22 protein-coding genes are annotated in these 25,579 nt (G+C 64.6%); 6 read left to right on the top strand and 16 right to left on the bottom strand.

Features of this window, described 5'->3' with window-relative positions:
* Positions 1-24 precede the first annotated feature (24 nt).
* Positions 25-1,665 carry an acetolactate synthase large subunit gene (locus OEJ37_RS21880; RefSeq protein ID WP_175917627.1) on the bottom strand — a complete coding sequence of 547 codons (1,641 nt, stop codon included), beginning with the start codon at positions 1,663-1,665 and terminating at the stop codon, positions 25-27.
* Positions 1,666-2,015: 350 nt separating this feature from the next.
* Between OEJ37_RS21880 and OEJ37_RS21875 the strand changes: the two genes are divergently transcribed.
* Together OEJ37_RS21875 and OEJ37_RS21870 are read left to right on the top strand one after the other, a co-directional pair.
* On the top strand, positions 2,016-2,333 hold the full coding sequence (locus OEJ37_RS21875; RefSeq protein ID WP_263345578.1) for a type II toxin-antitoxin system RelE/ParE family toxin: 318 nt from the start codon (positions 2,016-2,018) through the stop codon (positions 2,331-2,333).
* Between the two features lie 3 nt (positions 2,334-2,336).
* Positions 2,337-2,636, top strand: a complete 300-nt coding sequence (locus OEJ37_RS21870; protein ID WP_072439284.1) for an addiction module antidote protein — start codon at positions 2,337-2,339, stop codon at positions 2,634-2,636.
* 57 nt (positions 2,637-2,693) lie between these two features.
* Here OEJ37_RS21870 and OEJ37_RS21865 read toward each other — a convergent pair whose 3' ends face one another.
* The 5 genes from OEJ37_RS21865 to andAc form a co-directional block, all read right to left on the bottom strand.
* Positions 2,694-3,971 (bottom strand): DUF445 domain-containing protein, encoded by a 1,278-nt coding sequence (locus OEJ37_RS21865; protein ID WP_263345575.1) that lies wholly within the window; start codon positions 3,969-3,971, stop codon positions 2,694-2,696.
* 212 nt (positions 3,972-4,183) lie between these two features.
* A complete protein-coding gene (gene andAa / locus OEJ37_RS21860) occupies positions 4,184-5,404 on the bottom strand; it encodes an anthranilate 1,2-dioxygenase system ferredoxin--NAD(+) reductase (RefSeq protein ID WP_175917625.1) in 1,221 nt (406 codons plus the stop codon).
* On the bottom strand, positions 5,394-5,720 hold the full coding sequence (gene andAb / locus OEJ37_RS21855) for an anthranilate 1,2-dioxygenase ferredoxin subunit AndAb (protein ID WP_048022186.1): 327 nt from the start codon (positions 5,718-5,720) through the stop codon (positions 5,394-5,396). Before andAb ends, andAa begins: the two co-directional genes overlap by 11 nt.
* Before the next feature lie 17 nt (positions 5,721-5,737).
* Complete coding sequence (gene andAd / locus OEJ37_RS21850; RefSeq protein WP_131948025.1) at positions 5,738-6,214, bottom strand: anthranilate 1,2-dioxygenase small subunit AndAd; 477 nt, start codon at positions 6,212-6,214, stop codon at positions 5,738-5,740.
* A 14-nt stretch (positions 6,215-6,228) separates the two neighbouring features.
* On the bottom strand, positions 6,229-7,500 hold the full coding sequence (andAc, locus tag OEJ37_RS21845) for an anthranilate 1,2-dioxygenase large subunit AndAc (protein WP_175917623.1): 1,272 nt from the start codon (positions 7,498-7,500) through the stop codon (positions 6,229-6,231).
* Positions 7,501-7,711: 211 nt separating this feature from the next.
* Here andAc and andR point away from each other — a divergent pair, with 211 nt between their 5' ends.
* Positions 7,712-8,671, top strand: a complete 960-nt coding sequence (gene andR, locus OEJ37_RS21840) for an anthranilate 1,2-dioxygenase regulatory protein AndR (protein ID WP_174421480.1) — start codon at positions 7,712-7,714, stop codon at positions 8,669-8,671.
* A 163-nt stretch (positions 8,672-8,834) separates the two neighbouring features.
* Here andR and OEJ37_RS21835 read toward each other — a convergent pair whose 3' ends face one another.
* The 3 genes from OEJ37_RS21835 to OEJ37_RS21825 all read right to left on the bottom strand — a co-directional run bounded on the left by OEJ37_RS21835 (position 8,835) and on the right by OEJ37_RS21825 (position 12,104).
* Positions 8,835-9,146, bottom strand: coding sequence for a hypothetical protein (locus OEJ37_RS21835; protein ID WP_263345565.1), 312 nt, complete (start codon positions 9,144-9,146; stop codon positions 8,835-8,837).
* A gap of 45 nt (positions 9,147-9,191) precedes the next feature.
* A complete protein-coding gene (locus OEJ37_RS21830; protein ID WP_263345563.1) occupies positions 9,192-10,877 on the bottom strand; it encodes a methyl-accepting chemotaxis protein in 1,686 nt (561 codons plus the stop codon).
* A 336-nt stretch (positions 10,878-11,213) separates the two neighbouring features.
* The gene (locus tag OEJ37_RS21825) at positions 11,214-12,104 is read right to left on the bottom strand and encodes a LysR family transcriptional regulator (RefSeq protein ID WP_174421483.1); all 891 of its coding nucleotides are present in this window, start codon (positions 12,102-12,104) and stop codon (positions 11,214-11,216) included.
* 91 nt (positions 12,105-12,195) lie between these two features.
* On the opposite strand from OEJ37_RS21825, the gene OEJ37_RS21820 reads away from it, so the two are divergent.
* The 3 genes from OEJ37_RS21820 to catC are packed head-to-tail and all read left to right on the top strand — an operon-like array spanning position 12,196 to position 14,598.
* On the top strand, positions 12,196-13,329 hold the full coding sequence (locus tag OEJ37_RS21820; RefSeq protein ID WP_174421484.1) for a muconate/chloromuconate family cycloisomerase: 1,134 nt from the start codon (positions 12,196-12,198) through the stop codon (positions 13,327-13,329).
* A 32-nt stretch (positions 13,330-13,361) separates the two neighbouring features.
* A complete protein-coding gene (gene catA, locus OEJ37_RS21815) occupies positions 13,362-14,264 on the top strand; it encodes a catechol 1,2-dioxygenase (RefSeq protein WP_175917621.1) in 903 nt (300 codons plus the stop codon).
* Between the two features lie 43 nt (positions 14,265-14,307).
* Positions 14,308-14,598: a muconolactone Delta-isomerase gene (gene catC, locus OEJ37_RS21810; RefSeq protein WP_072439273.1), complete on the top strand. Its 291-nt coding sequence runs from the start codon at positions 14,308-14,310 to the stop codon at positions 14,596-14,598.
* 90 nt (positions 14,599-14,688) lie between these two features.
* Here catC and OEJ37_RS21805 read toward each other — a convergent pair whose 3' ends face one another.
* Genes OEJ37_RS21805 through OEJ37_RS21775 form a run of 7 tightly spaced genes read right to left on the bottom strand, consistent with a single transcriptional unit; the run spans position 14,689 to position 25,577 of the window.
* Entirely contained in the window at positions 14,689-15,453 is a 765-nt protein-coding gene (locus tag OEJ37_RS21805) for a hypothetical protein (protein ID WP_263345558.1), read from the bottom strand.
* On the bottom strand, positions 15,450-15,968 hold the full coding sequence (tssJ, locus tag OEJ37_RS21800; RefSeq protein WP_174421487.1) for a type VI secretion system lipoprotein TssJ: 519 nt from the start codon (positions 15,966-15,968) through the stop codon (positions 15,450-15,452). Before tssJ ends, OEJ37_RS21805 begins: the two co-directional genes overlap by 4 nt.
* A gap of 13 nt (positions 15,969-15,981) precedes the next feature.
* Entirely contained in the window at positions 15,982-17,085 is a 1,104-nt protein-coding gene (tssG, locus tag OEJ37_RS21795) for a type VI secretion system baseplate subunit TssG (protein WP_411859277.1), read from the bottom strand.
* Between the two features lie 17 nt (positions 17,086-17,102).
* A complete protein-coding gene (tssF, locus tag OEJ37_RS21790) occupies positions 17,103-18,917 on the bottom strand; it encodes a type VI secretion system baseplate subunit TssF (RefSeq protein WP_263345554.1) in 1,815 nt (604 codons plus the stop codon).
* Between the two features lie 9 nt (positions 18,918-18,926).
* On the bottom strand, positions 18,927-20,510 hold the full coding sequence (gene tssA / locus OEJ37_RS21785) for a type VI secretion system protein TssA (RefSeq protein ID WP_263345553.1): 1,584 nt from the start codon (positions 20,508-20,510) through the stop codon (positions 18,927-18,929).
* 8 nt (positions 20,511-20,518) lie between these two features.
* Entirely contained in the window at positions 20,519-24,298 is a 3,780-nt protein-coding gene (locus OEJ37_RS21780) for an ImcF-related family protein (RefSeq protein WP_263345551.1), read from the bottom strand.
* Positions 24,276-25,577 (bottom strand): hypothetical protein, encoded by a 1,302-nt coding sequence (locus OEJ37_RS21775; RefSeq protein WP_263345549.1) that lies wholly within the window; start codon positions 25,575-25,577, stop codon positions 24,276-24,278. The genes OEJ37_RS21780 and OEJ37_RS21775 overlap by 23 nt, the downstream gene beginning before the upstream one ends.
* Between the last annotated feature and the right edge of the window lie 2 nt (positions 25,578-25,579).

Below are 25,579 nucleotides of genomic sequence, written 5' to 3'. Positions count from 1 at the left end.
GACTCCTTCCTGTGAACGGGGAATTCAGAGTTGCGCCGACAGCCGCTTGATCTCGCGGTTCAGCACGCGCTCGTTGTCCGAATAGTCGATCGGCACGTCGATCACGTGCACGCCCGGCGCCGAGAAGCACTCGCGCAGCAGCGGTTCGAGATCGTCGGCCGATTCGACGCGATGCCCGTGCGCGCCGTAGCTTTGCGCATACGCCACGAAATCGGGGTTCTGCAGCGTCATCGCGAAATCGGGGAAGTTCATGTTCTCCTGCTTCCAGCGGATCATCCCGAAGGCATCGTCGCGCAGGATCATCACGACGATGTCGAGCTTCAGCCGCACGGCGGTCTCGAGTTCCTGCGAATTCATCATGAAACCGCCGTCGCCGCACACGGCGATCACCTTGCGCTGCGGATGCACGATCTTCGTCGCGATCGCCGACGGCAGGCCCGCGCCCATCGATGCGAGCGCGTTGTCGAGCAACAGCGAGTTCGGCTCGTGCGCGCGCCAGTAGCGCGCGAACCAGATCTTGTACATCCCGTTGTCGAGACAGACGATCCCGTCGGTAGGCAGCGCGTTGTACAGGTCGTTGACGATGCGTACCGGGTACATCGGGAAGCGCGGGTCGTGCTGGCCCTTCTCCAGATGCGCGTCGAAATGCTCCTTGATCATCGCGAAGCGCACGAAATCCCAGTGCGGCTGCGGGACGATCGCTTCCGTCATCTGCCACACCGCGTTCGCGATGTCGCCGACCACCTCGATCTGCGGGAAATAGACGGGATCGACCTGCGCGCCGAGGAAGTTCACGTGGATCACGGTCTTGTCGTCCGCGCGCATGAAGAACGGCGGCTTCTCGATCACGTCGTGGCCGACGTTGATGATGCAGTCCGCATGCTCGATCGCGCGGTGCACGAAGTCGCCGTCGGACAGCGTCGCGTTGCCGAGCCACAGCGGGTGCGTCTCGTCGATCACGCCCTTGCCCATCTGCGTCGTGAAGAACGGGATGCCCGTCTTGTCGACGAATTCGCCGAGGATCTTGCGGGTCGTCTTGCGGTTGCCGCCCGCGCCGATCATCAGGAGCGGATGGCGCGCGGCCTGGATCGCGTCGACCGCATGCGCGACCGCCTTCTCCTCGGCCACCGGCCGCCGGCTGTAGCTGCGCGGGATCGGCTTGCCGTCGCCTTCCTCGTGCGCGATGTCTTCCGGCAGCTCGAGGTGCGCGGCGCCCGGGCGCTCTTCCTCGGCGCGGCGGAACGCCTCGCGCACGGCCGAAGGGATGTTGCCGATCGACACGATCTGCCGAGTGAACTTCGTGAGCGGCTGCATCATGTCGACCACGTCGACGATCTGGAAATGGCCCTGCTTGCTGGACTTGATCGGTTTTTGCCCGGTGATCATCAGCATCGGCATCCCGCCGAGCTGCGCATACGCGGCGGCCGTCACGAGGTTCGTGGCGCCGGGCCCGAGCGTCGCGAGACACACGCCGGTGCGGCCCGTCAGGCGGCCGTAGGTGGCGGCCATGAACCCGGCCGCCTGCTCGTGCCGGGTCAGCACGAGCTTGATCCTGGATCGCCGCAGCGATTCGAGCAGATCGAGGTTTTCTTCGCCGGGAATGCCGAATACGTACTCGACGCCTTCGGCTTCCAGCGCCTTCACGAACAGATCCGATGCTTTCATGGGGGACTCTCGGTTGATGCCGCCTGCCCGGCCTACGGACACGCGGCGGACATGACGCGCGCCGGCCTACGGCACGCGGACGCTTTACCTGCTGGACACAAACCACGGCACTGCTCGCCGCGCCATGAGCGATGCGCGGTGGCGCCTCCGGATACCGGAGGACGAACGGACCCGCCCGTGCGCGGCGGGCGCGCACGGGCGGCAAAGACGTTTTTGATTGTAGACGGATTCGAAAGATTTCGACTTCGGCCGAACGGCCATCTGGCGCGCAAACGAAGCGGGCAGCCCTAATGTAGCGACTACGGAATAGCCCGATACATATGTGAACCATGGTTGACATACTGCAATCAATGCCCTACAGTGCGCCTACGTACAGCATCCGGACCACCGACGTCTTCGACGCATGGTTTGCCGGCCTGCAGGATCGCATCGCGAAGCGCCGCATCCAGGCGCGCATCGACCGCCTGTCGATGGGCAATCCGGGCGACTGGAAATCCGCCGGCTCGCCGGTCGTCGAGATGCGTATCGACCATGGCCCCGGTTATCGCGTCTACTACGTCCGGCGCGGAACGATCTGGGTCATCCTGCTCTGCGGCGGCGATAAATCGACGCAACAGGCCGACATACGCGCCGCGCACGCGATGCTTGCGCATCTCGACATGGAGTGATCGATGGACAAGATCAGCACCCGGCCGTGGGATTCGGCCGACCATCTGCAAACCGAAGACGACATGGCCGATTACTTCGAGGCCTGCCTGCAAGAGGCCGGCGACGATCCGGCCTTCATCGCGCACGCGCTCGGCGTGATCGCACGCGCACGCGGCATGTCGCAGGTCGCGCGCGATGCGGGCCTGTCGCGCGAAGGGCTGTACAAGGCGCTGTCGCACGACGGCAACCCGAGCTTCGGCACGATCCTGAAGGTCATCAAGGCGCTCGGCCTGCAACTGCACGGCTCGAAAGCGCACGCGTGATGCGCGGGCGCGCGGCATCGCGCCCTTTCCGCGATGTCCGTGGCCGCGTCAGTGCAGTCACCCAGCCACCCAGTGCGGCACCAGCGACACCAGATACAACCCGAGCCCGATCAGCCCGCCGACCAGCGTGCCGTTGATGCGGATGTACTGCAGATCCTTGCCGATGTTCAGCTCGATCTGCCGCGACATCTCGCGCGCATCCCAGTTGCGCACCGTGTCGCGGATGTGACGCATCAGGAAATCGGCGAAATCCGGCGCCATCTCGTGCACGGCCTTCTCGATATGCTCGTTCAGCGACGCGCGCAGTGCCGGGCTCTCGGCGAGCCGCGCGCCGAGCCAGCCGCCGAGCGTCGCGGCCTGCCGGTGCAGCGTCGAATCGGGGCGCGCGAGATCGGCCTTCAGCCACGCGCGCAACTGGTCCCACAAGTCGCGCGCATACGCGTTGAACGCATCGCCGTCGCGGATGTAGCGCTTGATCTCCTCGCCCTTTTCGATGAACGCGGGATCGTGCTTCAGCCGCTCGGTCAGCCGCACGACCGTCCGGTCGAAGCGCTGCCGCAACTCGTGCTCGGGGTCGGCCGCCACGCCTTCCAGCACGCGGCTCACCGCGCTGGCGAGCATCCGCGCGCCGTTCTCGCCGAACCACTGCGTCGGCATGATCTTCTCGACCTTCGGGTACTGCGTCTTCAGCCATTCGACGATGAAGCCCGCGATCACCTCGCGGTTCTCCTCCTTGTCTAGCACGTCGACCACCTGTTCGATTGCATCGTCGAGCAGCGCCTGGTGGCGGCCGTCCTTCGTCAGCGTGTCGAGGATCGCGCCAACCGATTGCGACAGGTCGACCCGGTCGATCACCGCGCGGAACGCGTCGTGGACGAACGACTGGATCCGCGCGTCGTCGGTCATGTCGAGCGCGAAGCTCATCAGCTTCGTCACATAACCGCCGAGCGCGTCGGTGTTCGCCGGCTCGCCGAGCCACGCGCCTAGTTTCTGCGCGGGATCGTGCTGGCGGATCTGCGCGGCAAGCGCATCGGGGCCGAGGAACTTCTCGCGCACGAACACCGCGAGGTTGTCGGCGATCTTGTCCTTGTTCTTCGGGATGATCTCGGTATGGCGCGACACGAACGGGATCGGCACGCGGCGGAACAGCGCGACGACCGCGAACCAGTCGGCGAGCGCGCCGACCATCGCGGCCTCGGCCACGGCCTTGAAGCCGTCGACCCACGGGCCGCGCGGCAGCACGATCGTCGTGACGAACACCGCGACCGCGGCCAGCAGCAGCCACAGCGCGCGGCGCTTGCTTCGTTTCAGTTCGAGGGCTTTGTCGGGCGGCATGGAGGACGGGTGGATCGGCGATGCCGCTAATATCCCCGATTTCGCACCGGCAGACAAACGCGCGGCATGATGCGCGACGAGCCCGCGCGACCGCCGCCGCGCATCACGTCACCCGCCACGTCGCGCAACCGTCCGGCAAACGCGCGGCCGGCGACGTCATCGCCGATGCAATCCGATCGCCGCGCTTGCCATACTCGCCGCGCCTGCCGCCGTTACAGGAACGTCTTCAGGTTCACCGCCGGATCGGCGAGTTTCGCCGGATCGGGCACCGCCCCCGCCGCGATCAGCCGGCGCGATGCGCCGATGTCGCGCCCCAGGTTCGCCGCGGCCACCGCGACAATCTTGCCGTCGTCGCCCAGCCCGAACACCGTGAACGGCCCGCTCGCCGGATCGCCGCGCACGACGATCGTGCGTTCGCTGCCGAACAGCCCCAGCATCTGCAGGTTGCAGTCGTACTGATCGGACCACAGCCACGGCAGCTCGGCATAGGCTTCGTCCGCGCCGAGCAGGTTCGCGGCCGCAACGGCCGGCTGGTTTTCGGCGACCTGCCACGATTCGATCCGCACGTGACGCCCGAGCAGCGGATTGAAGTGCATCGTCACCTCGCCCGCTGCGAAAATCGCGGGATCGGCGGTGCGGCAGCCCGCGTCGACGCGTATCCCGTTGTCGACGTCGAGCCCGGCCGCCTGTGCAAGCTCGACATTGGGCACGACACCAATGCCGACCACGACGATATCGGCCTGCACGTCGCCGCGATCGGTCTCGACGATCGCACCGCCGGACGGCGCACGACGAATCGCACGCGGCAGCGTCGCCACCTGAAACACCACGCCGCGCGCGTCGTGCAACTGACGCGCATACGCGCCGACGACTTCCGGCAACGCACGCTGCAGCAATCGGGGAGCAGGATCGATCACCGTCACGTCGCAACCGAGCTGGCGCGCCGCAGCCGCGACCTCGAGGCCAATGAACCCGCCGCCGAGCACCGCGACGCGGCGGCCCGGCGCAAGTCGTGCGCGCAATGCACGTGCATCGTCAACGGTACGGACGTAATGCGGCTCGACACCTTCGTCGATCGCGCCGCCGAACGTGCGCACCCGCGAGCCCGTCGCGAGCACGAGCCGCGCGTACGGCAGCGTCGTGCCGTCGTCGAGCCGCACGCGCTGCGCGTCGCGCTCGATCGCATCGACGCGCGTGCCGAGCCGCAGCTCGATACGCTGCGTGTCGTACCACGCCGCATCGCGCACGAACGCGCGCTGCTCGCCACCGTCGCTCAGCAGCGCATCCTTCGACAGCGCGGGCCGGTCGTACGGCAGCTCGCGCTCCGCGCCGATCATCACGATGCGCGCGGCGGCATCGCGTTCGCGCAGCGCTTCGGCCGTGCGCCGGGCCGCGTGGCCCGCGCCGACGATCACGAACGGATCAGCCGACATTGACTTCCACCTGCCCGTCGACGATCCGGATCGGATAGGTCCGCACCGGCTCCGTGATCGGCGCGCATTTCGGCGCGCCGGTGCGGATGTCGATCAGCCCCTGGTGCAGCGGGCATTCGACGCAACCGTCCTCCACATAACCTTCGGACAGCCGCGCATGGCCGTGCGTGCAAAGGTCGTGCATCGCGAACAGTTCGTCGCCGATCCGGAACACGGCGACCGGCTTCTGGCCGGCGACGCGCGCCGCCGGTTCGTCTTCGGAGAATTCGTCGAAAGCGCCAAGCGGATGCCACTCGGCGAGCGTTGCTTCGGTCATGTCGGTTCCTTGCTTCGTCAGATCGGGGTTGCGAGCAGCGTCTGCACCCGCGACGTGTCGTAGATCACGCGCTTGGTCTTGTAGCGCAGCCCGTCGGGTGTGCGCACGACCGTGTCGTAGTACTTGCCGGCCTGGTACACGTTCGACTCGCCGTTGCTGCGCGTCTGCACGACCACGTAGTTGCTCTCGGTGTCGATCTCGCCGTCGCGTTCCGCGACGATCGTCAGGCCCGACGTCATGTGCCGGTACGTGTGCTCTTCAAAAATGTTCGCGTGCCGCAGCGACACCACGCGGTCGCGCAGCATCCGCTGGTTCGTGCAGTGGACGATCCCGACCGGCAACCCGAGATCCGCGTTCTCCTTCGGCACGATTTCGTATGTGCAGTCCTCGGTGAACATTTCCGGCCAGCGTTCGAGCCGGTCGTTGTCGAGGTGCCCGATGTAGCGGTTCTGGAGCATGTAAATCTCGAACCACGTCTTCATGTCTTCCGTCATTTCTCGCTCCCGCTTCAATAGCCCATCAGCTTCTGGTAGCCGACCCAGAACTTGCGGATCAGGCTTTCGGTGATCACCGTGTCCTGCTGGTCCGGATTGCCGCGCGACATCTCGATCACCGACGTCGCATCGCCGTCGCGCACCGTGCCGCGCTGCACGAGCTCGGTCGCCTCCGTGTCCTCCATCGAGATATAGCCGGCCGGCCCGACGAGGTTCGCCTGCTTGATGCGCAGCGCGCGCAGCTCGGGCGTGTCGTCTGCATAGCCGAAGAAATGGAAGATCAGCTCGAAGTTGTCGGGGCCCTTCGGCAGGATCTGTCGCGCGACCAGCGTGTTGTGGATCTGCTGGATCACGAGCTGCGGGAAGATCGGCTGGATATGGTTCGTGCAGTCCTCGTCGTATTCCGATACGAGATCGAGGATCGATTCGTCTTCGAGGTGGAAGCCCTCGTCGAACGAACGGATGTTCTGCTGCTTGTACGCGGCCGACGTGTCGTCATTCGTCTTCGTCACCGTGATGATGCTGTGCAGCCCGTGGTTCGCGTCCGGAATCGAACGCGCCTTCATCCCGACGCGGAAGATGTTGAAGGTCGTATGGAACAAGTGCAGCATGCTCGCGTGATACGGGTCCTTCACGTTCTCCATGTACAGCTTCCAGTTCGACTTCGAATACTGGCGCGTACAGCCGAGATACTCGATCGGCTTGTGGAAGATCCGGTCGATCCACGGGCGCATCTGCTCGCCGAGGTAGTCGGGCAGCGGCATCACGTCGTCGCTGAAGGTCGCGAACACCAGCCCGCGATAGCTGTCGACGCGCAGCTTGCGCAGCCCGTGCTGCTTCGGATCGAAATCCGCCGGCATCCCGGTCATCCCCTTCTGGCCGCGCCGGAACGGCACGCCGAGCAGGTTGCCCGTGTTGTCGAAGCTCCACTGGTGATACACGCACGTGTGCGAGCTCGCGTTGCCGCGCGACTTGCGGCACACCTGCGCGCCGCGGTGCGCGCAGCGGTTCACCCATGCGGCGAGCGTGCCGTCCTCGGCGCGCGTGACGACCACCGGCGTGTCGCCGACGAACGTGCTCTTGAAGTCGCCGGCGTTCGGGATTTCCGCTTCCAGCGCGACGAAGTTCCACGTCGGCCCGCGGAAGATGCGTTCCTGCTCGCGTTCATAGACGGCCTGCGAGCTGAACACCTTGTACGGCACGCGCGAGCCGTCGTCGTGCGGAAACCTCACGTCGGACGCGTCGTCGCGCGCGGCGAATACGACGGGCGATTCTGTCTGCTCCATGTCGGACTCCTTGTTGATCCGTTTCATTAATAAGATGGAGTCCATTTTTGAGAGGCTAATATTCGCCGTCTATCCGGAAAGTGCGATTGCGGCGGCGCAATATCCACTTTCGGCGGATTTCTGAGCTAGCATGACGGCACACGCGACACCGCGTCCGATCACGCCCCATTCGTCGGATCGAAGCGCGCCGTCCACAATCAGGCTGATGCCCATGTCCCCAATGTCGTTCGAGCCGCTCGCGCTGCGCGCGCACCGGCTGTTCGAATCCCGTGATCTCGACGAGACGCGCGAGCGGATCTCGCGCGTGATGCAGCCGCACGCGCTGCTGCCGAACGGCCGCGTGCATGGGGCGTCGCACATGGATTTCGTCAGGCTCGGCGGGCTCGGGATCGGCACGATCGCGTTCGGCGACGCGATGCGCGTGCAGGTCGACGCGGTCGACGGTTATTACCTGCTGATGTTCTGCCTGTCCGGCCAGGCCGAGGTGCGCGCAATGGGGCGGCAGCTCGGCGTCGACGGCCAGACCGGCGTGCTGTGCGCACCCGGCGAGCGCTTCGACGCGGTGCTGTCCGCCGATTGCGAGCAGTTCGTGCTGCGCATCGACGCGGCGACCGTCGGCTCGCTGACCGGCGACCCGCGCGCGACGCTCGACCCCGTGCTGCATATCAGCGACGCCGCGCTCGCCGCATGGCGCCAGCAACTGATGCTCGTCGCGCGTTCGCCCGAACTGCTCGAACGCGCGAACGCGAACCCGCGCGTCGCGTCGCAGCTCGAGCACCTGCTGATCGACCTGCTGATCGAAGGCCATCCGCCGTCCGTGCTGCACGCGTCGCACCGCGACCCGGCGCCGGGCTTCGTGCGGCGCGCGCAGGAGTTCGTGAACGAGCATTACGCGCAGCCGCTGCAACTCGCCGATATCGTCCGCGCCGCCAACGTGCCGGAACGGACGCTGCGCGACGCGTTCCTGCAGTTCCGCGGGATGAGCCCGATGCAATACCTGCGCGCAACGCGGCTCGGCCATGCGCGCGAGCTGCTGCACGGCGCGGCGTCCGGCCGGCGGATTGCCGATGTCGCGCTCGACTGCGGGTTCACCCACCTCGGACGGTTCGCGATCGCGTACCGTGAGAAGTTCGGGGAATCGCCGTCGGAGACGCTCGACGGGAAGCGGTGAGGCCGGAACCGCATCGGCACGCGCACACCACCGCTCCACGCTGCACGTTGTATTTCCCCTGGACGTCTTGCCGATCGCCATCGACACGACTCGCGCTTTCCACCCGCACGGGCAGCCGCGCCGGAATTGACGGCCGGTTGCATTTTCGGCGTAGCCTCGACGCTCACCCCGGCAGTCCACGCCCCGACGCGGCGTCGTGCGCGGCATCCGCAGGCGGCCGGCGCACGTTGGCGAGCCGGGCCGACGCGCACGCCAGCGCGCCTTCCACCTGTTTGATCATCGTGCGCGTCGCCTCGCTGCACGGACTCGCGCGCAGCAAAAGCCCCAGCCACTTCAACCGCCGGGCGAGCATCGGCACGACCAGCGTTCGGACGATCAGCCGCTGATCACGGTCCGACGGATCGAAACGCGCACATGCGTCGACGAGCGCATCGAGGGTAAGTGCCGCGTGGGTCGGACACGTCAAGACTTTCATGGGTAGATGCTCTCCGTCGCAGCAGGCCGCGGACCGTTACCCCGATCAAAACGCATTCCATTCCGCGGACCCGCCTGGCGCCTGCGCGGTCAGCGCCCGCGCCAGCGGCGCGACCACCGGCGGTTTCGCCGGCATGGGCAAACGCGCCGACGCCGGCACCATCGTGGCGGGCGCATCGACGGGGTTCGGGGCAAGCTTGAACGCCGACATCGCGTCCTGCAGATGGCCGGCCTGCTCTTCCAGCGAATGCGCCGCCGCGGCCGCCTGCTCGACGAGCGCCGCGTTCTGCTGCGTCACCGTATCCATCTGCTCGATCGCCAGATTGACCTGCTCGATCCCCTGGCTCTGCTCCCGCGACGCGGCCGCGATTTCGGCGACGATATCGGACACCTGCTTGATCGCCTGCTTCACCTGCCCCATCGTCGCGCCAACGCCGGTGGCCTGCTGCGCGCTGTCCCGGATCATCGACACCGATGCGCCGATCAGCTCCTTGATCTCCTTCGCGGCGGCCGCCGAGCGCTGCGCGAGGCTGCGTACCTCGCTCGCGACCACCGCGAAGCCGCGCCCCTGCTCGCCTGCGCGCGCCGCTTCCACCGCGGCGTTGAGCGCGAGGATGTTGGTCTGGAACGCGATGCCCTCGATGACGCCCGTGATGTCGGAAACCTGGCTGGAACTGCTGCTGATCTGCTCGATCGTCGCGACCATGTTCTGCACGGCGTCGTTGCCGGTATCGGCCATCCCGGTCGCGCGCGTCGCGAGCGTATTGGCCTGCTGCGCGTTGTCGGCGTTCTGCTTCACGGTCTCGGTCAGTTGCGTCATGCTCGACGCGGTTTCCTGGAGCGACGCGGCCTGCTCTTCCGTGCGGGCCGACAGATCCGAATTGCCGCTCGCGATCTGGCGCGACGCGACCGCAACCGCTTCCGCGCTGCGCTTGATGCCGCGCACCGTCGTACTGAGCTGTCGATCCATCGTCGCCAGCGCGCCGAGCAACCGGCCGAATTCGTCGTGCGAGTCGATGTCGATCCGGTTGTCCAGCGTGCCGCCGGCGATTTCGTCGGCCACGCGCACGGCCTTTCCGAGCGGAGTCGAGATGTGCCGCAGCAAGTGCGCGGACACCCACGCCGCGATCAGCACGCCGATGCCGATCAGGCTGATCGCAATCCATAAAATGATCCTGAATGTCGACGCGCTATCGTCGACGAACGATTTCGCCTGGGTAATGTTCAGTGCAATGTCGTCGTCGAGCGCCTGCTTGAGCGCGCCGGCTGCCGGCGACAGCCGGTCGATCGCCGCGGCGGCCGCATCGTAGTCCCCGCCGCTCGCAGCGCTGACCGCTTCGTCGACGCCCGCCCCGAACCGCGGCAGCACGCCATGGATGCGGTCCGCGATCTGGCGCTCCTTGTCGCTCGTGATCGATTCGCTGTAGTAGCGGTTCCAGATCGTGTCGAGACGGCCTTGCTCGGCACGAATCTCGTCGATCCCTCTACGGGTCCGCTCGGGATCGCGCGCGGCCTGCACCCGACGCATCTGAAGCTGCATCCCGAATGTGGCGGCGCGAATTTCCGATAATTCGCTGATCGGCAGCGTATTGCCCGCATAAGCGCTATGGACGTTCGAATTCAACCTCGACAGGCCGAATATGCCGAACACGCCGATTGCCACCATTAACGTGACGCATGTGGCGAGCGCGAAAAAAATCCTGAACTTTATGCTTTTTTCAAATCGGCCCACGTTGCTCTCCTTGTAATGCTCCAGGTCGATGCGGAACGGGAAACCCGTTCTCCAACCCTTGTTAACGGAGGGCAACACGGCCGATTTATCGGTCGATGATGGGATAGTAAAAACCATGCACGGCAATAATCCAGATGCGCGCCGATAATCTTTTTCTCGTTAACTGACCTCGAAGCATTCCGCGAGCACGGTTTGAAATTGATTCATGCAGGAAACCAACGCGGCCCGGCGTGCTGAATATCCTGAATAACGTGACATCGCGACACCTTGACCCGATTCGAATGGGTGCATCGAAATGGACCGTTAGTTGCGGTGGCGGGTACCCGGCAGCAGCCCTTATGCCGTCGGTACGATCATCTCCCGCGCGATCGCGCAGAACGCGGCCGTCGCCGCGCTTTCGCCGTGCAGCCGGCGGCTCATGATGATCGGCGACGTCGCGACGGGCTCAGGCAGCCGCCGGTACACGACGCCCCTCACGCGCACGCCCTCCACGCTCTCCGGCACCAGCGACACGCCGACTTTCGCGGCAACCAGCCCGAGCGCCGTCTGCAGTTCGCGCACCTCGTGGACGGCCGCCGGCACCAGCCCGCCATCGCGCAATGCGGATAACTGCTGGTCCGCGAAGCTCGGCCGCGGCGTGCTTGGGTAGACGATCAGTGTCTCGTTCGCGATATCCGCGAGCGTGAGCGGCCGGTCGGGATCGGCAAGCGGATGCCCGACCGGCAGCGCCGCGATCAGCTTTTCCTCGATCAGCGCCTCGCGCACGAGCTGGTCGTCGTCGAAACGCAGGCGGCCGAACCCGACGTCGATCCGCCCGCCCTTCAGCGCACCAAGCTGCTCCAGCGTGAACATTTCGATCAGCGACAGCTCGACGTCCGGCTGCGCCTCGCGAAACGCGCGGATCACGTCCGGCAGCGCGCCGTACAGCGTCGACGGCACGAAGCCGATCACGATCCGCTCCGACAGTTGCGCGAGCCGCCGCGTCAGCGGGCCGAGCTCGTCCGCCTGGTCGACGAGGCGCTTCGCCTGCGTATAGAACACGCGCCCGGCGTCCGTCAGCTTCAGCGGCCGCGCGCCGCGCTCGAACAACGGCAACCCGATTTCGTCCTCGATCGCCTGGAGCTGGCGGCTCAGCGGCGGCTGCGTCATGTGCAGCCGCTCGGCAGCCCGCGTGATGTTCATTTCCTCGGCGACGGCGATGAAGTAGCGGAGCTGGCGCAATTCCATTTCATGCCTCAAAGGTATGGAAGTAGTCGGAAAGAGTGTTGGACGATGCGGGGCGGGAATTCCTACCATGTGCACCAACAGGAGGAATCGCATGATAGCAACTGCCGCCACCATCGAACGCATCGAGACGCTGCTCGTCGACGTGCCAACGATCAGGCCCCACAAATTATCGGTCGCCACGATGAATTGCCAGACCCTCGTACTGGTCCGTATTCGATGCACGGACGGTATCGAAGGCGTCGGCGAGGCAACGACCATCGGCGGTCTCGCATACGGCGAGGAGAGCCCCGAAAGCATCAAGGTCAACATCGACACCTACTTCGCGCCGCTGCTGCAAGGCATGGACGCGACGCGTCCGGGCGCCGCGATGGCGCGGGCGCGCAAGCTGTTCCAGGGCAACCGCTTCGCGAAGTGCGCGATCGAGACCGCGCTGTTCGACGCACAGGCGCAACGTCTCGGCGTGCCGCTGTCCGAGCTGTTCGGCGGCCGCAGGACCGATGCGGTGGACGTCGCCTGGACGCTCGCGAGCGGCGACACGCAGCGCGACATCGCGGAAGCCGAGGCGATGCTCGAAGCGCGCCGCCACCGCGCGTTCAAGCTGAAGATCGGCTCGAACGCGGTCGCCGACGACGTCGCGCACGTGGTCGCGATCAAGCGCGCGCTCGGCGAGCGCGGCGACGTGCGGGTCGACGTGAACCAGGCATGGAGCGAAACCGACGCGATCTGGGCCGGCGCGCGGCTCGCGGAAGCCGGCGTGAGCCTGGTCGAACAGCCGATCGCCGCGACCAATCGCGCGGGGCTGAAGCGCCTCACGCAGCTCGCGCAGGTTCCGATCATGGCCGACGAGGCGCTGCACGGCCCCGTCGATGCGTTCGCGCTCGCGCAGGATCGCGCGGCCGACGTGTTCGCGGTGAAGATCGCGCAATCGGGCGGCCTGCAGGGCGCGGCGAGCGTCGCGTCGATCGCGGCGGCGGCCGGCATCGAACTGTACGGCGGCACGATGCTCGAGGGCGCGGCCGGCACGATGGCGTCCGCGCAACTGTTCAGCACGTTCGACTCGCTGAAATGGGGCACCGAGCTGTTCGGCCCGCTGCTGCTCACCGAGGAGATCCTCGTCGAGCCGCTGCGCTACCAGGATTTCAAGCTGCACTTGCCGGCGACGCCCGGCCTCGGCATCACCTTCGACTGGGCCCGCATCGAACGGATGCGACGCGACGCCCGCTGATCCCCACACGACAACCGAAACCGGAGACACAGATGAACAAGCAAGCCATCGACGCACTGCTGAAGACCTTCGACGACGCTGCCGAGAAGCCCGGCAACCCGCGCGTACGCGCGATCGTCAACCGGATCGTGAAGGACATCTGCTACACGATCGAGGACTTCGACGTGCAGCCGAGCGAGTTCTGGACGGCGCTCAACTACCTGAACGAAGCCGGCCGCGAATTCGGGCTGATCGCCGCGGGCCTCGGCCTCGAGCGCTTCCTCGACGTGCGGATGGACGAGGCCGAGGAAAAGGCCGGCATCCAGGGCGGCACGCCGCGCACGATCGAAGGGCCGCTGTATGTCGCCGGTGCGCCGGAATCGGTTGGCCATGCGCGCCTCGACGACGGCACCGACCCGGGCCAGACGCTCATCATGCGCGGCCAGGTGCTCGGCAACGATGGCGCGCCGATCGCGAATGCACTGGTCGAGGTATGGCACGCGAACCATCTCGGCAACTATTCGTACTTCGATCAATCGCAGCCCGCATTCAACCTGCGCCGCTCGATCCGCACCGACGCCGAAGGCCGCTACAGCTTCCGCAGCGTGCTGCCGGTCGGCTACAGCGTGCCGCCGGGCAGCAAGACCGAGCAGCTGCTCGACCAGCTCGGCCGCCACGGCCATCGTCCGGCGCACATTCACTTCTTCGTTTCGGCGGACGGTTATCGTAAGCTGACGACGCAGATCAACATCGAAGGCGATCCGCACATCTGGGACGACTTCGCATTCGCGACCCGCGAAGGGCTGATCCCGAAGATCAAGCAGGCCGAAGGCGCGGAAGGCAAGCCGTACGGTGTCGACGGGCAGTTCGCGCTGATCGACTTCGATTTCTCGCTGCTCAAGGAAAAGCAGGACGTGCCGGCAAGCGAAGTCGAGCGTGCCCGCGCGCAGGCCTGAGCGGCCTTCCCGTTCGACGAATCGATAACGCAAGGAGTGCAGGATGCTGTTTCATGTGGAAATGACGGTCCGTCTGCCGGCGGACATGGATCCGGTCAAGGCGGCGACGCTGAAGGCGGAAGAAAAGGCGATGTGCCAGCGGCTGATGAACGAAGGGATCTGGCGGCATCTGTGGCGGATCGCCGGGCGCTATGCGAACGTCAGTATCTTCGATGTCGAGAGCGTGCAGCAATTGCATGATCTGCTCAGCCAGTTGCCGCTGTTTCCGTATATGGAGATGGAAGTGCGGGCGCTGTGCCGGCATCCGTCTTCGGTTCGGGAAGACGATCGGTAATTCCGGCAGTGGCCCATGCCGCCGGGTAACCGGCGGCATGGGCCGCGAGACATGGCGTCGCGGTGACGCTACGCAAACCTGCATTAACGACTATTCGACTGTCGGCAACGACTTGGCTAATTCGAAGCCATCGCCGACCTGGTCGAGCGTCCAGCGACGCGGCGCGTGCAGCTTTACCCATCGGGTGCGTTCGCGGTCGTCAGATACACGCCCGATCGACATTTTGGCCTTGCCCGTCGAGTAGTTCACACTGAGCGTACGCACGGCGCCCGTATTACGCATCACCGAGAAGTTGTCATAGCCGATCAGTATGAAATTCCGATCCTGCCACCGAAACGTATAGGTGGTCGATCCCATTTCCCAACTTCCCGCGCTGGCAAAGCGACCCAGCCTGACCTGCAACGTACCCCGGTCGATGCTCACGTTCCCCTCTTCCAGGGGATCCGCTAGACACGGTGATTCCCGGGTCGGTATCAGCGTTTCGTTTCGCAGCGCGAGAGCGTACTGGCCATCTGGCTGTGCAAAGGCAACGACAAGGATGCGCGGATTCGCGTCGAACGGACTCTCGCACATGCCGTCATCCGATATCACGTTCTCGGGGTCATTGTCACGCAGAACCAGCGCAAGATCGTCGCGGCCATCGCCGTTCAGATCGCCCTTCGTCTGAAGTTCGAGCTTCCAGCCCTTAGGAACAAAGTCTTCGGGCTTTCCAGCGAGCGGCACGATGAGTGGGGACGGTACATCTTGAGCCACCACGCGAGCGGACACGATGGCGCCAAGCCAAATTGCCAGTCCTAGCTGTTTAGAGAACCCGAAGGGCTTGCTCCCACTCCGAATAGATTGCGCGACTTTCACTTAGGCATGTCCCCCGTCATCTGTAATCTGCTCGATGTCAGATCGAGGCGCAAAGGCTTATCCGGATCAAGCTTCTTTTTCTCGATGACTCGCCTCCAGTCTCCGGCGGCTCCGGGGACGCGGTACAACGCAACGATCGCCACATACTCCGTCTCGCGTTGCATCGGTTGAGACAAACTCGACGAAGCTCCGGGATTCACGACAGCCGACATATCCGCCTGCAGATCCTGGGCAAGCACCGTCCGGTCGTGCTTCAACAGATCGTCGTACGATGCTGTATCGAACATCTTGCGGTCCTTCAGTTGGTAGACGCGAACGGCCACCGATGTCGGCCGCCCTGCGTCGTCCGGGTTCAGTGCGGCGCGCGCAGACAGATCGACGTCAAGCACCTTCACCTGCTTGAAAAATACGGCTCGATACGCATTCGACGACGCGTCCGACACGGACTGCCAGGCACCGCAACCTGACAGCAGCAATGCGGCGGCAGCAGTAGCCGCACTCATTCGATGGAACATGAAACCTCCAAAATCAGATCGTGTGCGGCACGAGGTGCGGGTTGGGTTGCGGTACGGGAAACGCCTCGTACACGCCAAGCGCGATGCGAATCACGCGTTCATCGACTGACGGCAGCACCGTCGTCCAGCCGAGACGCGGCGCCGGGCCGGCACGTTCGACGCCGACGGTCGGGTGCGGAACGAACCGTGACGACACTTCCATCCGCAAATGCACATCGGCCTTGACGCCGACATACAGCTGGATGAATGCCATCACCTCCCGATGCAGCCCCGCATCGGGCAGCAGGTCCTGAGCCTGCCGCTCGTCGACCGGCCGCAATGTCACGCGCACTGCTCGGCTGCGATACGTGAGGCGCCTGCCGAGCACGTAGCCGCCGCCGAGCCCGCTGCGCTTCCCTTCCGCCAGCATGTCCGCATCCGGCTTCGCCGACGTCAACGGCGTCGGTCGCCCGGTACTCGTCGTCACCGCCCAGAACTCGTCGACGCGAACATCGACCCCGGGCGCCGCGAGCGCCACCACCCCGGCCAGCCCTTCCGATGTACGCGTGCGCTGGATCAGCAAACCCAGCAACGCAAGCATCCGGGAATTCGGCAAGCCCGCCCGCAACGGCTTGTCGCCCCATCCGAATCCCGCCAGACACAGCAGGCTCTGCGAATAATCGTCGACACCACCGGCCCGAAAACGCTCCGGATAGCGATACTTCTTCCATGCGCGATACAGCAGTGTCGCCGCGCGGTGATTGAACGGATCTAGAAATGCCTCGACCGCCTCATGCCCCTCCTCCCGCAGCACGATCTCGTCGATCATGTGCGACGGCATGGCCGCGTCAACGCCGTATAGCCCCATGAAAGTCGTGCGTACGGTCGGAGGCGCATCGGGGTGCTCGTCGTCGAATTCGACAGCGGCCACCTCGCCCGCCGGAAACCCCAACCGCGGACGCGGCCGGAACCGCACCGGCTCGTGTTCCGGCGTATCGCACATGCCGAACCCGGGACGTTCGGGCGCACATGCCTCCAGCAGACGACAGAACTGCATGAAAGTCATCTTTGGCGCCCGCTGGAACAGCGTCCCGGCAACCGTCGGCGGCCCCTTCGACGCGGCAGCTTCGGCCGCCATCCGATCGATCGAAGCCGTCATAGCGGCGCCCGCTGTGCCTTGCTGCGCGGCCATTCCGTCCGGGATCGGGACGGCAGGCTGACGATCGCCAGCTTCGTAAACAGATTGATCTCCGCATACGCGCCGAAGAACCGGTGCAGCAACTCGCCGAACAGCATCACGTCGCCTTCGCCGGAGAACGCATGCGAATCGAGCGTGACCTCGATCAGCACGCCGCGCTCGACCGCGCCGCCCGACACCTCCTCGATAATTTGCTGCGACACATGCAGGATGCCTTCGAGCCGCCGCCGGTTCAGCTCTTCGTTCGTCCAGTCGTACAGCGCCATTGCGCCGCGCAACACTTCCGCGTTCATCATCGACAGGAAATTCGGCGCGAGATGCGACAGCACGCGCCACTGGAAACGATCTTCCGTCGGCGGATACAGCGGCAACGTCGGCGACACGAGATTGCGCACGCCCGCGACGTTCGGCATGCTGGCCACCAACTCCTCGAGGCTCGCCTCACGCAGCCCCTTGCGCGGCAGCAACCCGTTCGTGCCTGTCACGCGCAGTGACAGGCTTTCCTCCGGCAACGTATCCATCGTTTCCCAAGCGTGGCCGCCGAGAATCACCCACATCTCGTGCAGCTCCGATACGCCGGAACGCACGCGTGTGTGGAAATAGCGTTCGGGCGCCTCGTGCCGCAGCATGCCGCCGCGGTGCCGGAACGTCGCGAACGGCACGTATTCGTGTCGCTCGGCCGTATCGTGGTCGAACGTCGCGATCGCATCGACCGAATACGTTTCGACATGCTCGCCTTGATGACCGGCCGGCACGACGCGATATTCCGTTTCGTGATGGTCGATCTCGATCGGCTCGGCATCCAGTTCGAACAGGTTGATCACCGGCGAACAGAACAGTCGCACGTTATCTGCGTTGAACCGCTGATCCGGCGGATAGACCTCCTTCAGAACGATCTCCAGTTCGAAGCGGGTCGATTTTTCGGGCAACTTCGTGACCTCCAGTCCGCACAGATCGACGAACAGGAATTTTTCGCGGAACGTGAAGTATTCGAGCAGCAGCTGATATCCGGAAAACGCCGCATCGGCTTTGGGCCACAGCCGCTCTTCCGTCGAAAATCCCGCCGGCTCGATCGTGACGCCCGGGAGCGGCACGGATTCGCCATCGCGTATTTCCGGAACGCGCCAGTGAATTGAATCGACCTGGCGCGTCAATGCGAGATGCATCGCGAACGCGGTCGGCAGATCGGCGTTCAGATGCAGCCGCAGCCGCGACAGATCCGTCTCCTTGCGCAGCGCCGATCCTTGCAACGCGAAGCCGAGGCGGATCACCGAGCGGCCATCGTGACGCACGGCCGGCCCGGCATGCGTGATCGAGACCGGCTGCAGCGCAACGGCCTGCGTCGTCCGATACAGACATTGCACCGTCCGCGGCGCCACGCCTTCCGCACCGCTCGGAGAAGGCACGTTGATCGGCGCGGAACGCACCGGCACGCCGGCCGGCACGACTACCGTTTTCTGCAGCTTCTCCGCGAACGGCGTCAGTTCGACGATCGACAGCGAAGGGATCATCCGCAGATAGTGCGGCCACAACAGGCTGACAAGCCCCTCGGTGAGTTCGGGCAATTCGTCGTCGAGTTTTTGCCTGAGCCTGCCGGTCAGGAACGCAAACCCTTCGAACAAACGTTCGACATACGGATCGCGATCGCCGACGCGGTCGAGATTGAGCAGGCGCGCACGGTCGGGATGCGCCTTCGCGAATTCCTTGCCGGATTCGCGCAAATAGCGCATTTCGGCTTCGTAGTAGCGCAGGATGGGATCGTTGTTGTCCATGGGAATCCGTTACGACAGGGTCAATGCGCGGGCGGGATCAAGTACGGTCAGCTCGGCCTGCAGTTCGGCGACGCGCCGCGCGAGTGCCGGCTTGTCGGCATCCTTGCGGTTGCTCATCGCCTTAAGTGCCCTCACCAGTTGCTGCTTGACATCGAACGTCAGCGCCGGCTCCCAGCGCATCAGAGGCAGCGACCGGGCGGACGCATCGAGTTCGGCCAGCAGCGCGAGCGACGTATCGGGCCGGCCGGCATGGTCGGCCAGACGGGCCATCACGAGCCGCTGCAAGTAGCGATGGCGATCGGTCTTCATGCCCGGCAGCGTTTCGAGCCATGCGAAGGCCGTCTCGATGCCTTCGCGTGCGGCCAGTTCACGGGCCTGGGTTTCGATCTCAGGCCAGGCGCCGGCGGCATCGCTTTCGCTATCGGCGGAGACGGGCAACGGCGACACCGTCTCGCCCGCCTCCAGATCGCGGACGACCGCGTGCCGGGCAATCCATTCGAGCGTCGTGTCGTCGGCGAACGGCGTGCCGTCGCTGAATGCCAGTCGTTCGATGCCCGGTAGTCGCTCAAGGAACAGTGCAAAGTCGGCGCGCAGCAATTCGCGCCACGCGCTGTACGGTGTGCCGACATGATCGAGCGCGACGTGCTGGAAGTACTGCAGGTCGAACCACAGGTGATTCACGCCTTCCATGAACGCACCTTCGACCCGCTCGAGCAATTCGTGCCAATGCTTCTGCAGCACGAGACGCTTCATCTGCTGGCGCAATTCGGCACGTGGAGGCGCCAGACGCGTGTGCGACGCGGCATCCGACGGCGGCACGTCGTGCAACGTGTCCCAGCGAACGCTGCGCACGAGGCGTACCGACGGCAAGTAGCCGTTTTCCTGATCTCGAAGCCACGCAGACATCGCGCGTGCCTGATCGAGCAGGTCGCGCGTCGAGGCGATCGATCCGCTCGACGCGGGAACCGAAGCGATCTTTTGCGGCGGGTCCACGCCAGGATTCACACCCCGAGCTGGTTCCTCCGTGCGCTCGAAACGGACAACCAGCGGCTGCAAATTCGGCCGCGCGGCTTCCGGCCAGTGTCCCGTTTGTTCGACGAGCACGTCGAGCGCAGCAAGCGCACGCTCGAGATCGGTCGGCGCAAGGTCGCCACGGCTGTCCAGCGTCTCGATCATGCGCGAAGTCGCCAGCATTTCCAGCGCCGCCCGCTTCGCCTCGGCCCGCGCGGGCAGCACAGCCTCGCCGAACCGGTCGACGAGCGAAGCAGCCAGTTCGAGTCCGTCGGCAAAACCGGCCGGACCGTCCTGCCGCAACCTCGCAAACGTGTAGTAGCCGACCAGACGCAGATCCTTCCCGGTTTCCTTGAGCAATTGCTCGCAGGTGCGGACGATCAGTCCGTCGTCGATTCCCGACAGCTTGTTTGCTTCGTCCTCCAATTCGAAGAACGCATCCTCGTAGCCGGGATCGCGGCCGCACGCGTGTTCGCCCGGTATCGGGGCCAGCCATGCCGCCCAGGTGGTCTGTCGGGATGCCTGCAGCAAATCGACGCGAGGACCGCCGACGAGTGTCTTTACGAAATTGGCAAGCGTCATGGCAGGTCTCAGAACGCAAATGCGTCGCCCAGCAAACGGAGGGCGTGTCCAAACGGTCTGGTGGAGGCATCGGAAGATGCCGACGTCGTCGCCAGCGAAGACACCTCCATCCGCGGATCGCTCTTTGGCGGTTTCTCACCAGGTGTGCCCGGTCGCGCTTCCGCTATCGCGGTCGTCTGACGGGATGCCTTCTCGGCCTCCATCGGCATCGCTTCATCCGGCCACGTCATCGCACCCGGCAGCCCCGGTGGCAGCGGCACGGCAGCGTGCCTGGCTGCGGCAATCGCCGCAGCCGGCAACGGCGGCGGACTGACCGTCGACACCTTAGGCCCGGCGCTCACCGCACCGGTCATGAAAATCCGTGCAGGCAGCACGAAGTTGCGCAACTGGAGAACGTCGAGCGGGCCGGCGCCCGCCTCGCTGCGCAGTTGCACCTTCAGCGGGATGCCCTGGCTGGTGTCCGGCGTCCAGGTCAGCAGGTAGCGTGCGTTGTCCTGTTGCGTGACCTTCGCTCGCTCGAACAGGCGAATCAGTCCGAAGCGCCCCTGCGAATCGAGCGCCGTCCGCAAACCGCCCTGCTCCGTCTGCCATTCGATATGCGACAGGTTTTCGAGCGACTGGCCGGGCCATTCGAACGGCGTCCATTCCTGCTTCTGGTTGAAGTAGTGCAATTCGCGGCCGGACAACACGAATCGCATGTCGGTGACGCCCGGCGTCGGCACCGCCTGCAACTCGTAGCGCACGCGCGCATCGCCGGACGGGAATAGCACCGTCGAAATGCGCGTGAGTTTGTTCAACCCGCTCAGGAAACCCGGATCGATCGTCAGCGCACCGGAATCGGTGCCCTGCGCGGGCACCCAGCGGTCGCCCTGCCGTTCGATGACGCCGGCGAGCTGCGTCGTCACGAATTGCGTGATCACGCCGCCATCCGGCCGCATGAAGCGTGCCATTTCGGGCAGCGACGCGTCGTTGTCCGAATCCGCGAACGGATAGCGGCCGCCGAACGACTTGTTCCAGTCGGCCACGATCGCCGCGCGCCAGATCTCGTTCAGGCTCGACGCGGCCGGCTGCACGATGACCTGCCATGCCTGATCGAACGGCGCCCGGAACAATGCGCCGAAGCCGGACCACTGTTCGCCGAGGCTCGCGGCGACCCGGCTCGCATAGTCGCGGCTGTCGGCAATATCGGATGTCTTGCCCTGCAACACCGACTGGGCGGCCAGTCGCGCAACCGCATCCGGATCGGCGCTGGAGACGATCTGCGACGTCTTCAGGCGCACGGCCGTGATGCGCTCCAGATATCGGGCGAGGCTCAGGTCACCGGTCGCGGCCATTTGCGCGGCGGCGGTTTTGCCGTTGACCGGCGCAACGGGGACGAGATCGCTGCCGGTCAGACGCAGGATCGGGCCGAACGCGCCCGCCAGCGGCGCGAGCAGTGGCTTGACCTGCTTCGACGGATCTTTTTCATCGGCGCCGACGAGCTGCTGCGCCTTGCTGATCAGCGTGTCGGACAGCGACTGCGTGTTGGCTCCCGTTCCCGCCTGATAGACGATCGCGTTGATCAGCGCGACGAGCGGCGAACGTTGCGGATCGCCCAGCAAGGTCAGTTGATCGGCCGTGGCGGAAAGCGTCGGTGCCGGTTGCCAGCGCACGCTGTTGAGGAACTGTGCCCACGCGCGCGCATAGTCGTCGAAATAGCGTTGGCGCAGTTCGTCCTTTAGGGTCGACGAGGACTGGCCGGCGGCGTTGGTGTCGGAAAGCACCCAGTCGCTCGACACGTCGTGTTGCTCGCCAGCTTCGTCGATGGCCTTGGCGATCCGTTCGTCCCATGCTGCGCGCGTGAATACGCCCGGTATGGTCATGGTCGTGTTGAACAAGCCGCGGCTTGTCGCGCCACCGGCACCAGCCTGGGATGCCGCGTCACCCAGCAGCGTGGCAAGCGATACCGGCGGGTACTTCGGCGTCGCTTCGTCGAGGATCTGCTGGTAGACCGCGTCCCGCGAATTCTGAATGCCCCGAACGCCGATCACCGTCTGGCGGGTTGCTGCGATCAAGGTACTGTCCGGTGCGATTGCCAACGCAGCCGCCGTCGACTTCGCACCGGGTCCCAGATGGTTCGTGAAGAATGTGATGGCTTGCTGCCGCAAGTCCTCCCATCTGCCTGGCGACAACGATGAACTGACGGGGCGCGCCGGCATGGACGTCGCGACGAGCTGGGGTGTCAGGAATGCGGCCACCGTGCGCTCCGGCTTCGCGAGCATCAGATAGGTCTTGAGCGTGTCGTATGCGGCCTGTACTTGCGTATCGCCGCCGCTGGCGATTTCTGCGTCGGATAGCGATGCCAGTTGATGCAGTCGCGCCTCGAGCTGCCGGCGAATCGGGCCGACGAGAATGCGGTTCGCCGCATCGGCATAGTGTGGCCAGAGGGCATCGAGCAATGCGCGGTCGCGATTCATGCCGAAGCGGGCACTCAGCGGTGCGCGGGTGCGCTGGTGAATTTCAAGCGTGTCGATCTGTCGGTCAAGGTAGGTGAGCGTTTGCAGTGACTGCGTCGGATTCCGGATTCCCTTGAGCTTCGAGACCGTGTCTGCAGCACTTCCGATCGTTGCGCGGTTGACGAAGCCGGACAGCATCGTGCCGGCAATCCAGAAGCCGATCACGGCAGTCGCCATCCACGCCGCCGTGGTCGACAGCGAAAAGCCGACGCGGCGACCATGAACCTTGCGGCTGTGATCGGCGACGGTTTGCCAGATCGTTCGGTGTTGGGGATTGGGCAGTAGGTTGCCATCAATCGAATCGCCTCTCGGCAGACCGGAATCTGGCGTCGCCAGATCCCGCTCCTTGAATAGAGGCGCGAACATCAGCCCGTGAAGCGCATGTCTCGAAACGGTGGATTCGGCGGTTCGAAGCAGCAGATCCGACAACGTCCCGCGCAACCTCGAAACATGCTGCGATAGTTCGGCCGGGTAGCGATCATCGGCATTCAAGGCGAGGCGCGCGACACCAGCGTCCGAGAGATTGTCGACGAGATTTCGCAACGACTCGTCAATCGCTTCATCATTCAAGCGTGTATTTGTCCACGTAAAACCCATCGATTCGTCCGGACCAACTCGTTCGCTGCCGAAATCCGTCACGTCCAGAAGATAGGCCGGCGCAGCCCAGCGCAGCGTGCGTGCGTGGCGAGCAAGCCGCGCGGCGAGTTCGTCGACGTCGAAAGATGCATCGCCGGCGCTTCGATGACGCGTGACAGCGACGATCGCATCGATCGGACGACAACGGCGCAGACGACGAATCCGATCGAGCCATTCGGTGTCGAGTTTGCCGTCAATTTGACGCGCATATAGCACGATCGTATTGCCGAAAATCGCGTAGCCGGTATCGGCCAACCCAGGCGCGAGACGCCGGACCAGCGGATAGTCACCTGCAATAAGCACCCAGCGATCGCGATAGCGCCATCGCCAGCCGTGTCTCTCCATCTGGGCCTGCTTAAGCGATTCGACTCGAATCGCGGCATTACCCGTCGGGTCGTTTCCCGACGAAGCCGGTGCACGACGAACGTGGTCATTGACCCACTTCTTCACTGCGCGCCAGCCATTGGCCGACCGGGACGAATCACTGAAGCTGAAAATGAGCAAGAGCGCCACGAATATGGCGCATAAAGCGGCCAGCGCCAATCCCCGATCCGCCACGGATATTCCAACCCAGTGCGGTCGCATCCAGACGATCAGCCCAGGAAGAACGACAAAAACAATGGTCCCGAACAGGTCAAGTTTGAATATCCGATTCATGCGGAAGTGCGTGTGTTGTTGATGCGTTATCCAGGTTCGTCACGACAGCGATGAACATATCGGCCTCGTCGCGCTGTACGACCAACTGCGGCTTTGGCGATTGACCGGCCATATACGTTGCGCAAGCTGCGGCGAGCCATCCCGCCGAGGTTCCCGCCTCGCCAACGATTCGATCGAGTTCAAACTCCGGTACGGGTTCGCCGTTCTCTCCTTCCGGACTGCCTGCGCTCAACGCCGTGCGCACGGAACCGGCTGCCAGGCTATCGAATCCGGTCATCCAGAGCGCTCCTATGTCATCCGGTGTGGCACCGCCCCAACGAAGCCCGTAGGTCAGCGCACACTCGGGGTTGTCATGACCGGCTCGACGGGGTCGGTGGAACGCAGCAATCGGTTGCAATTCGAAGCGCGACGCAAGCGCCTCGGAAACCAACAACAATCCCACCCCGGCTTCCGCCGAACCCTTTGCCGGCGGCTCGTCAATCACTTTGTTGAGTGTTATGGATACGAGCAATACCGCATGCTGATGCAGCGGCCCGTTCTGATCGTCGAGCCAGGAATCGACCGTCATCAGATCGAGTGGCTCTGGAGCACGGTCCGTTCTCGCGAATGGCAACTCGTGACGTCGCCATTCGCTCCGCCAAAACTCGACCGCGTCGACCGCTCCGGCATAACCGGAAAGATCGAGCAAAACGCGCAACGGCAGATCCGGATGAAGCGCGGCCAGGGTTTGCTTCAAATCGTTCAGCAGTCGCTCGTACAGCCATTCAAGAACCGACTCATGACGTTCCGCATCGTCTGCGGCCAGGCGGGCCTCAATCGGCTCAAACCATCTTGTCGAAACCGATTCGTTTGCTTTCGGCTCCGAAGCCTTGGCACGCAACTTCATCGTTCCATCGACGATCTGGTCGATACCATTTTCCGTATCATCTGCGGTTACACGTGCGGTCGCTCCCAGGACAAGCATCGGCACGCTCTCTCGCGCAAAAGCTTGCGCGTTATACTTCCTACTTGCATCGTTCCATGCCTGGACTTTCGCGCGCTCGAGTTCGTATGCCCGATAGCGCCGGGACACGATGAAGGCGGAAAAAACCGCCGGGTAAACGGACACGCATATCCAGAACCATGGCGTGTCGGTCGGTTCGCTTTTCGGCCAAAGCATCAGTACGGCAAATATGCCGGCCGACGTCAGCGCGACGAACACCGCGCCCCAGAGAAACCGCGATGGCGATTTGTCGGGAACCGGTTTTTCAGGCGGAAGGGACGAGAAATCCAGCGCCATTG

This window comes from Burkholderia sp. BKH01, assembly GCF_025685725.1.
Taxonomy (GTDB): Bacteria; Pseudomonadota; Gammaproteobacteria; order Burkholderiales; family Burkholderiaceae; genus Burkholderia; species Burkholderia pyrrocinia_C.
Note: the sequence above shows the minus strand (reverse complement) of the source record. Positions and strands in the feature narration are given on the sequence as shown.

Coding starts and splice junctions, on each gene's coding strand:
- OEJ37_RS21880 (WP_175917627.1), bottom strand. CDS start 1,665: ATGAAAGCATCGGATCTGTTCGTGAAGGCGCTGGAAGCCGAAGGCGTC.
- OEJ37_RS21875 (WP_263345578.1), top strand. CDS start 2,016: ATGCCCTACAGTGCGCCTACGTACAGCATCCGGACCACCGACGTCTTC.
- OEJ37_RS21870 (WP_072439284.1), top strand. CDS start 2,337: ATGGACAAGATCAGCACCCGGCCGTGGGATTCGGCCGACCATCTGCAA.
- OEJ37_RS21865 (WP_263345575.1), bottom strand. CDS start 3,971: ATGCCGCCCGACAAAGCCCTCGAACTGAAACGAAGCAAGCGCCGCGCG.
- andAa (WP_175917625.1), bottom strand. CDS start 5,404: ATGTCGGCTGATCCGTTCGTGATCGTCGGCGCGGGCCACGCGGCCCGG.
- andAb (WP_048022186.1), bottom strand. CDS start 5,720: ATGACCGAAGCAACGCTCGCCGAGTGGCATCCGCTTGGCGCTTTCGAC.
- andAd (WP_131948025.1), bottom strand. CDS start 6,214: ATGACGGAAGACATGAAGACGTGGTTCGAGATTTACATGCTCCAGAAC.
- andAc (WP_175917623.1), bottom strand. CDS start 7,500: ATGGAGCAGACAGAATCGCCCGTCGTATTCGCCGCGCGCGACGACGCG.
- andR (WP_174421480.1), top strand. CDS start 7,712: ATGTCCCCAATGTCGTTCGAGCCGCTCGCGCTGCGCGCGCACCGGCTG.
- OEJ37_RS21835 (WP_263345565.1), bottom strand. CDS start 9,146: ATGAAAGTCTTGACGTGTCCGACCCACGCGGCACTTACCCTCGATGCG.
- OEJ37_RS21825 (WP_174421483.1), bottom strand. CDS start 12,104: ATGGAATTGCGCCAGCTCCGCTACTTCATCGCCGTCGCCGAGGAAATG.
- OEJ37_RS21820 (WP_174421484.1), top strand. CDS start 12,196: ATGATAGCAACTGCCGCCACCATCGAACGCATCGAGACGCTGCTCGTC.
- catA (WP_175917621.1), top strand. CDS start 13,362: ATGAACAAGCAAGCCATCGACGCACTGCTGAAGACCTTCGACGACGCT.
- catC (WP_072439273.1), top strand. CDS start 14,308: ATGCTGTTTCATGTGGAAATGACGGTCCGTCTGCCGGCGGACATGGAT.
- tssJ (WP_174421487.1), bottom strand. CDS start 15,968: ATGTTCCATCGAATGAGTGCGGCTACTGCTGCCGCCGCATTGCTGCTG.
- tssG (WP_411859277.1), bottom strand. CDS start 17,085: ATGGCGGCCGAAGCTGCCGCGTCGAAGGGGCCGCCGACGGTTGCCGGG.
- tssF (WP_263345554.1), bottom strand. CDS start 18,917: ATGGACAACAACGATCCCATCCTGCGCTACTACGAAGCCGAAATGCGC.
- tssA (WP_263345553.1), bottom strand. CDS start 20,510: ATGACGCTTGCCAATTTCGTAAAGACACTCGTCGGCGGTCCTCGCGTC.
- OEJ37_RS21780 (WP_263345551.1), bottom strand. CDS start 24,298: ATGAATCGGATATTCAAACTTGACCTGTTCGGGACCATTGTTTTTGTC.
- OEJ37_RS21775 (WP_263345549.1), bottom strand. CDS start 25,577: ATGGCGCTGGATTTCTCGTCCCTTCCGCCTGAAAAACCGGTTCCCGAC.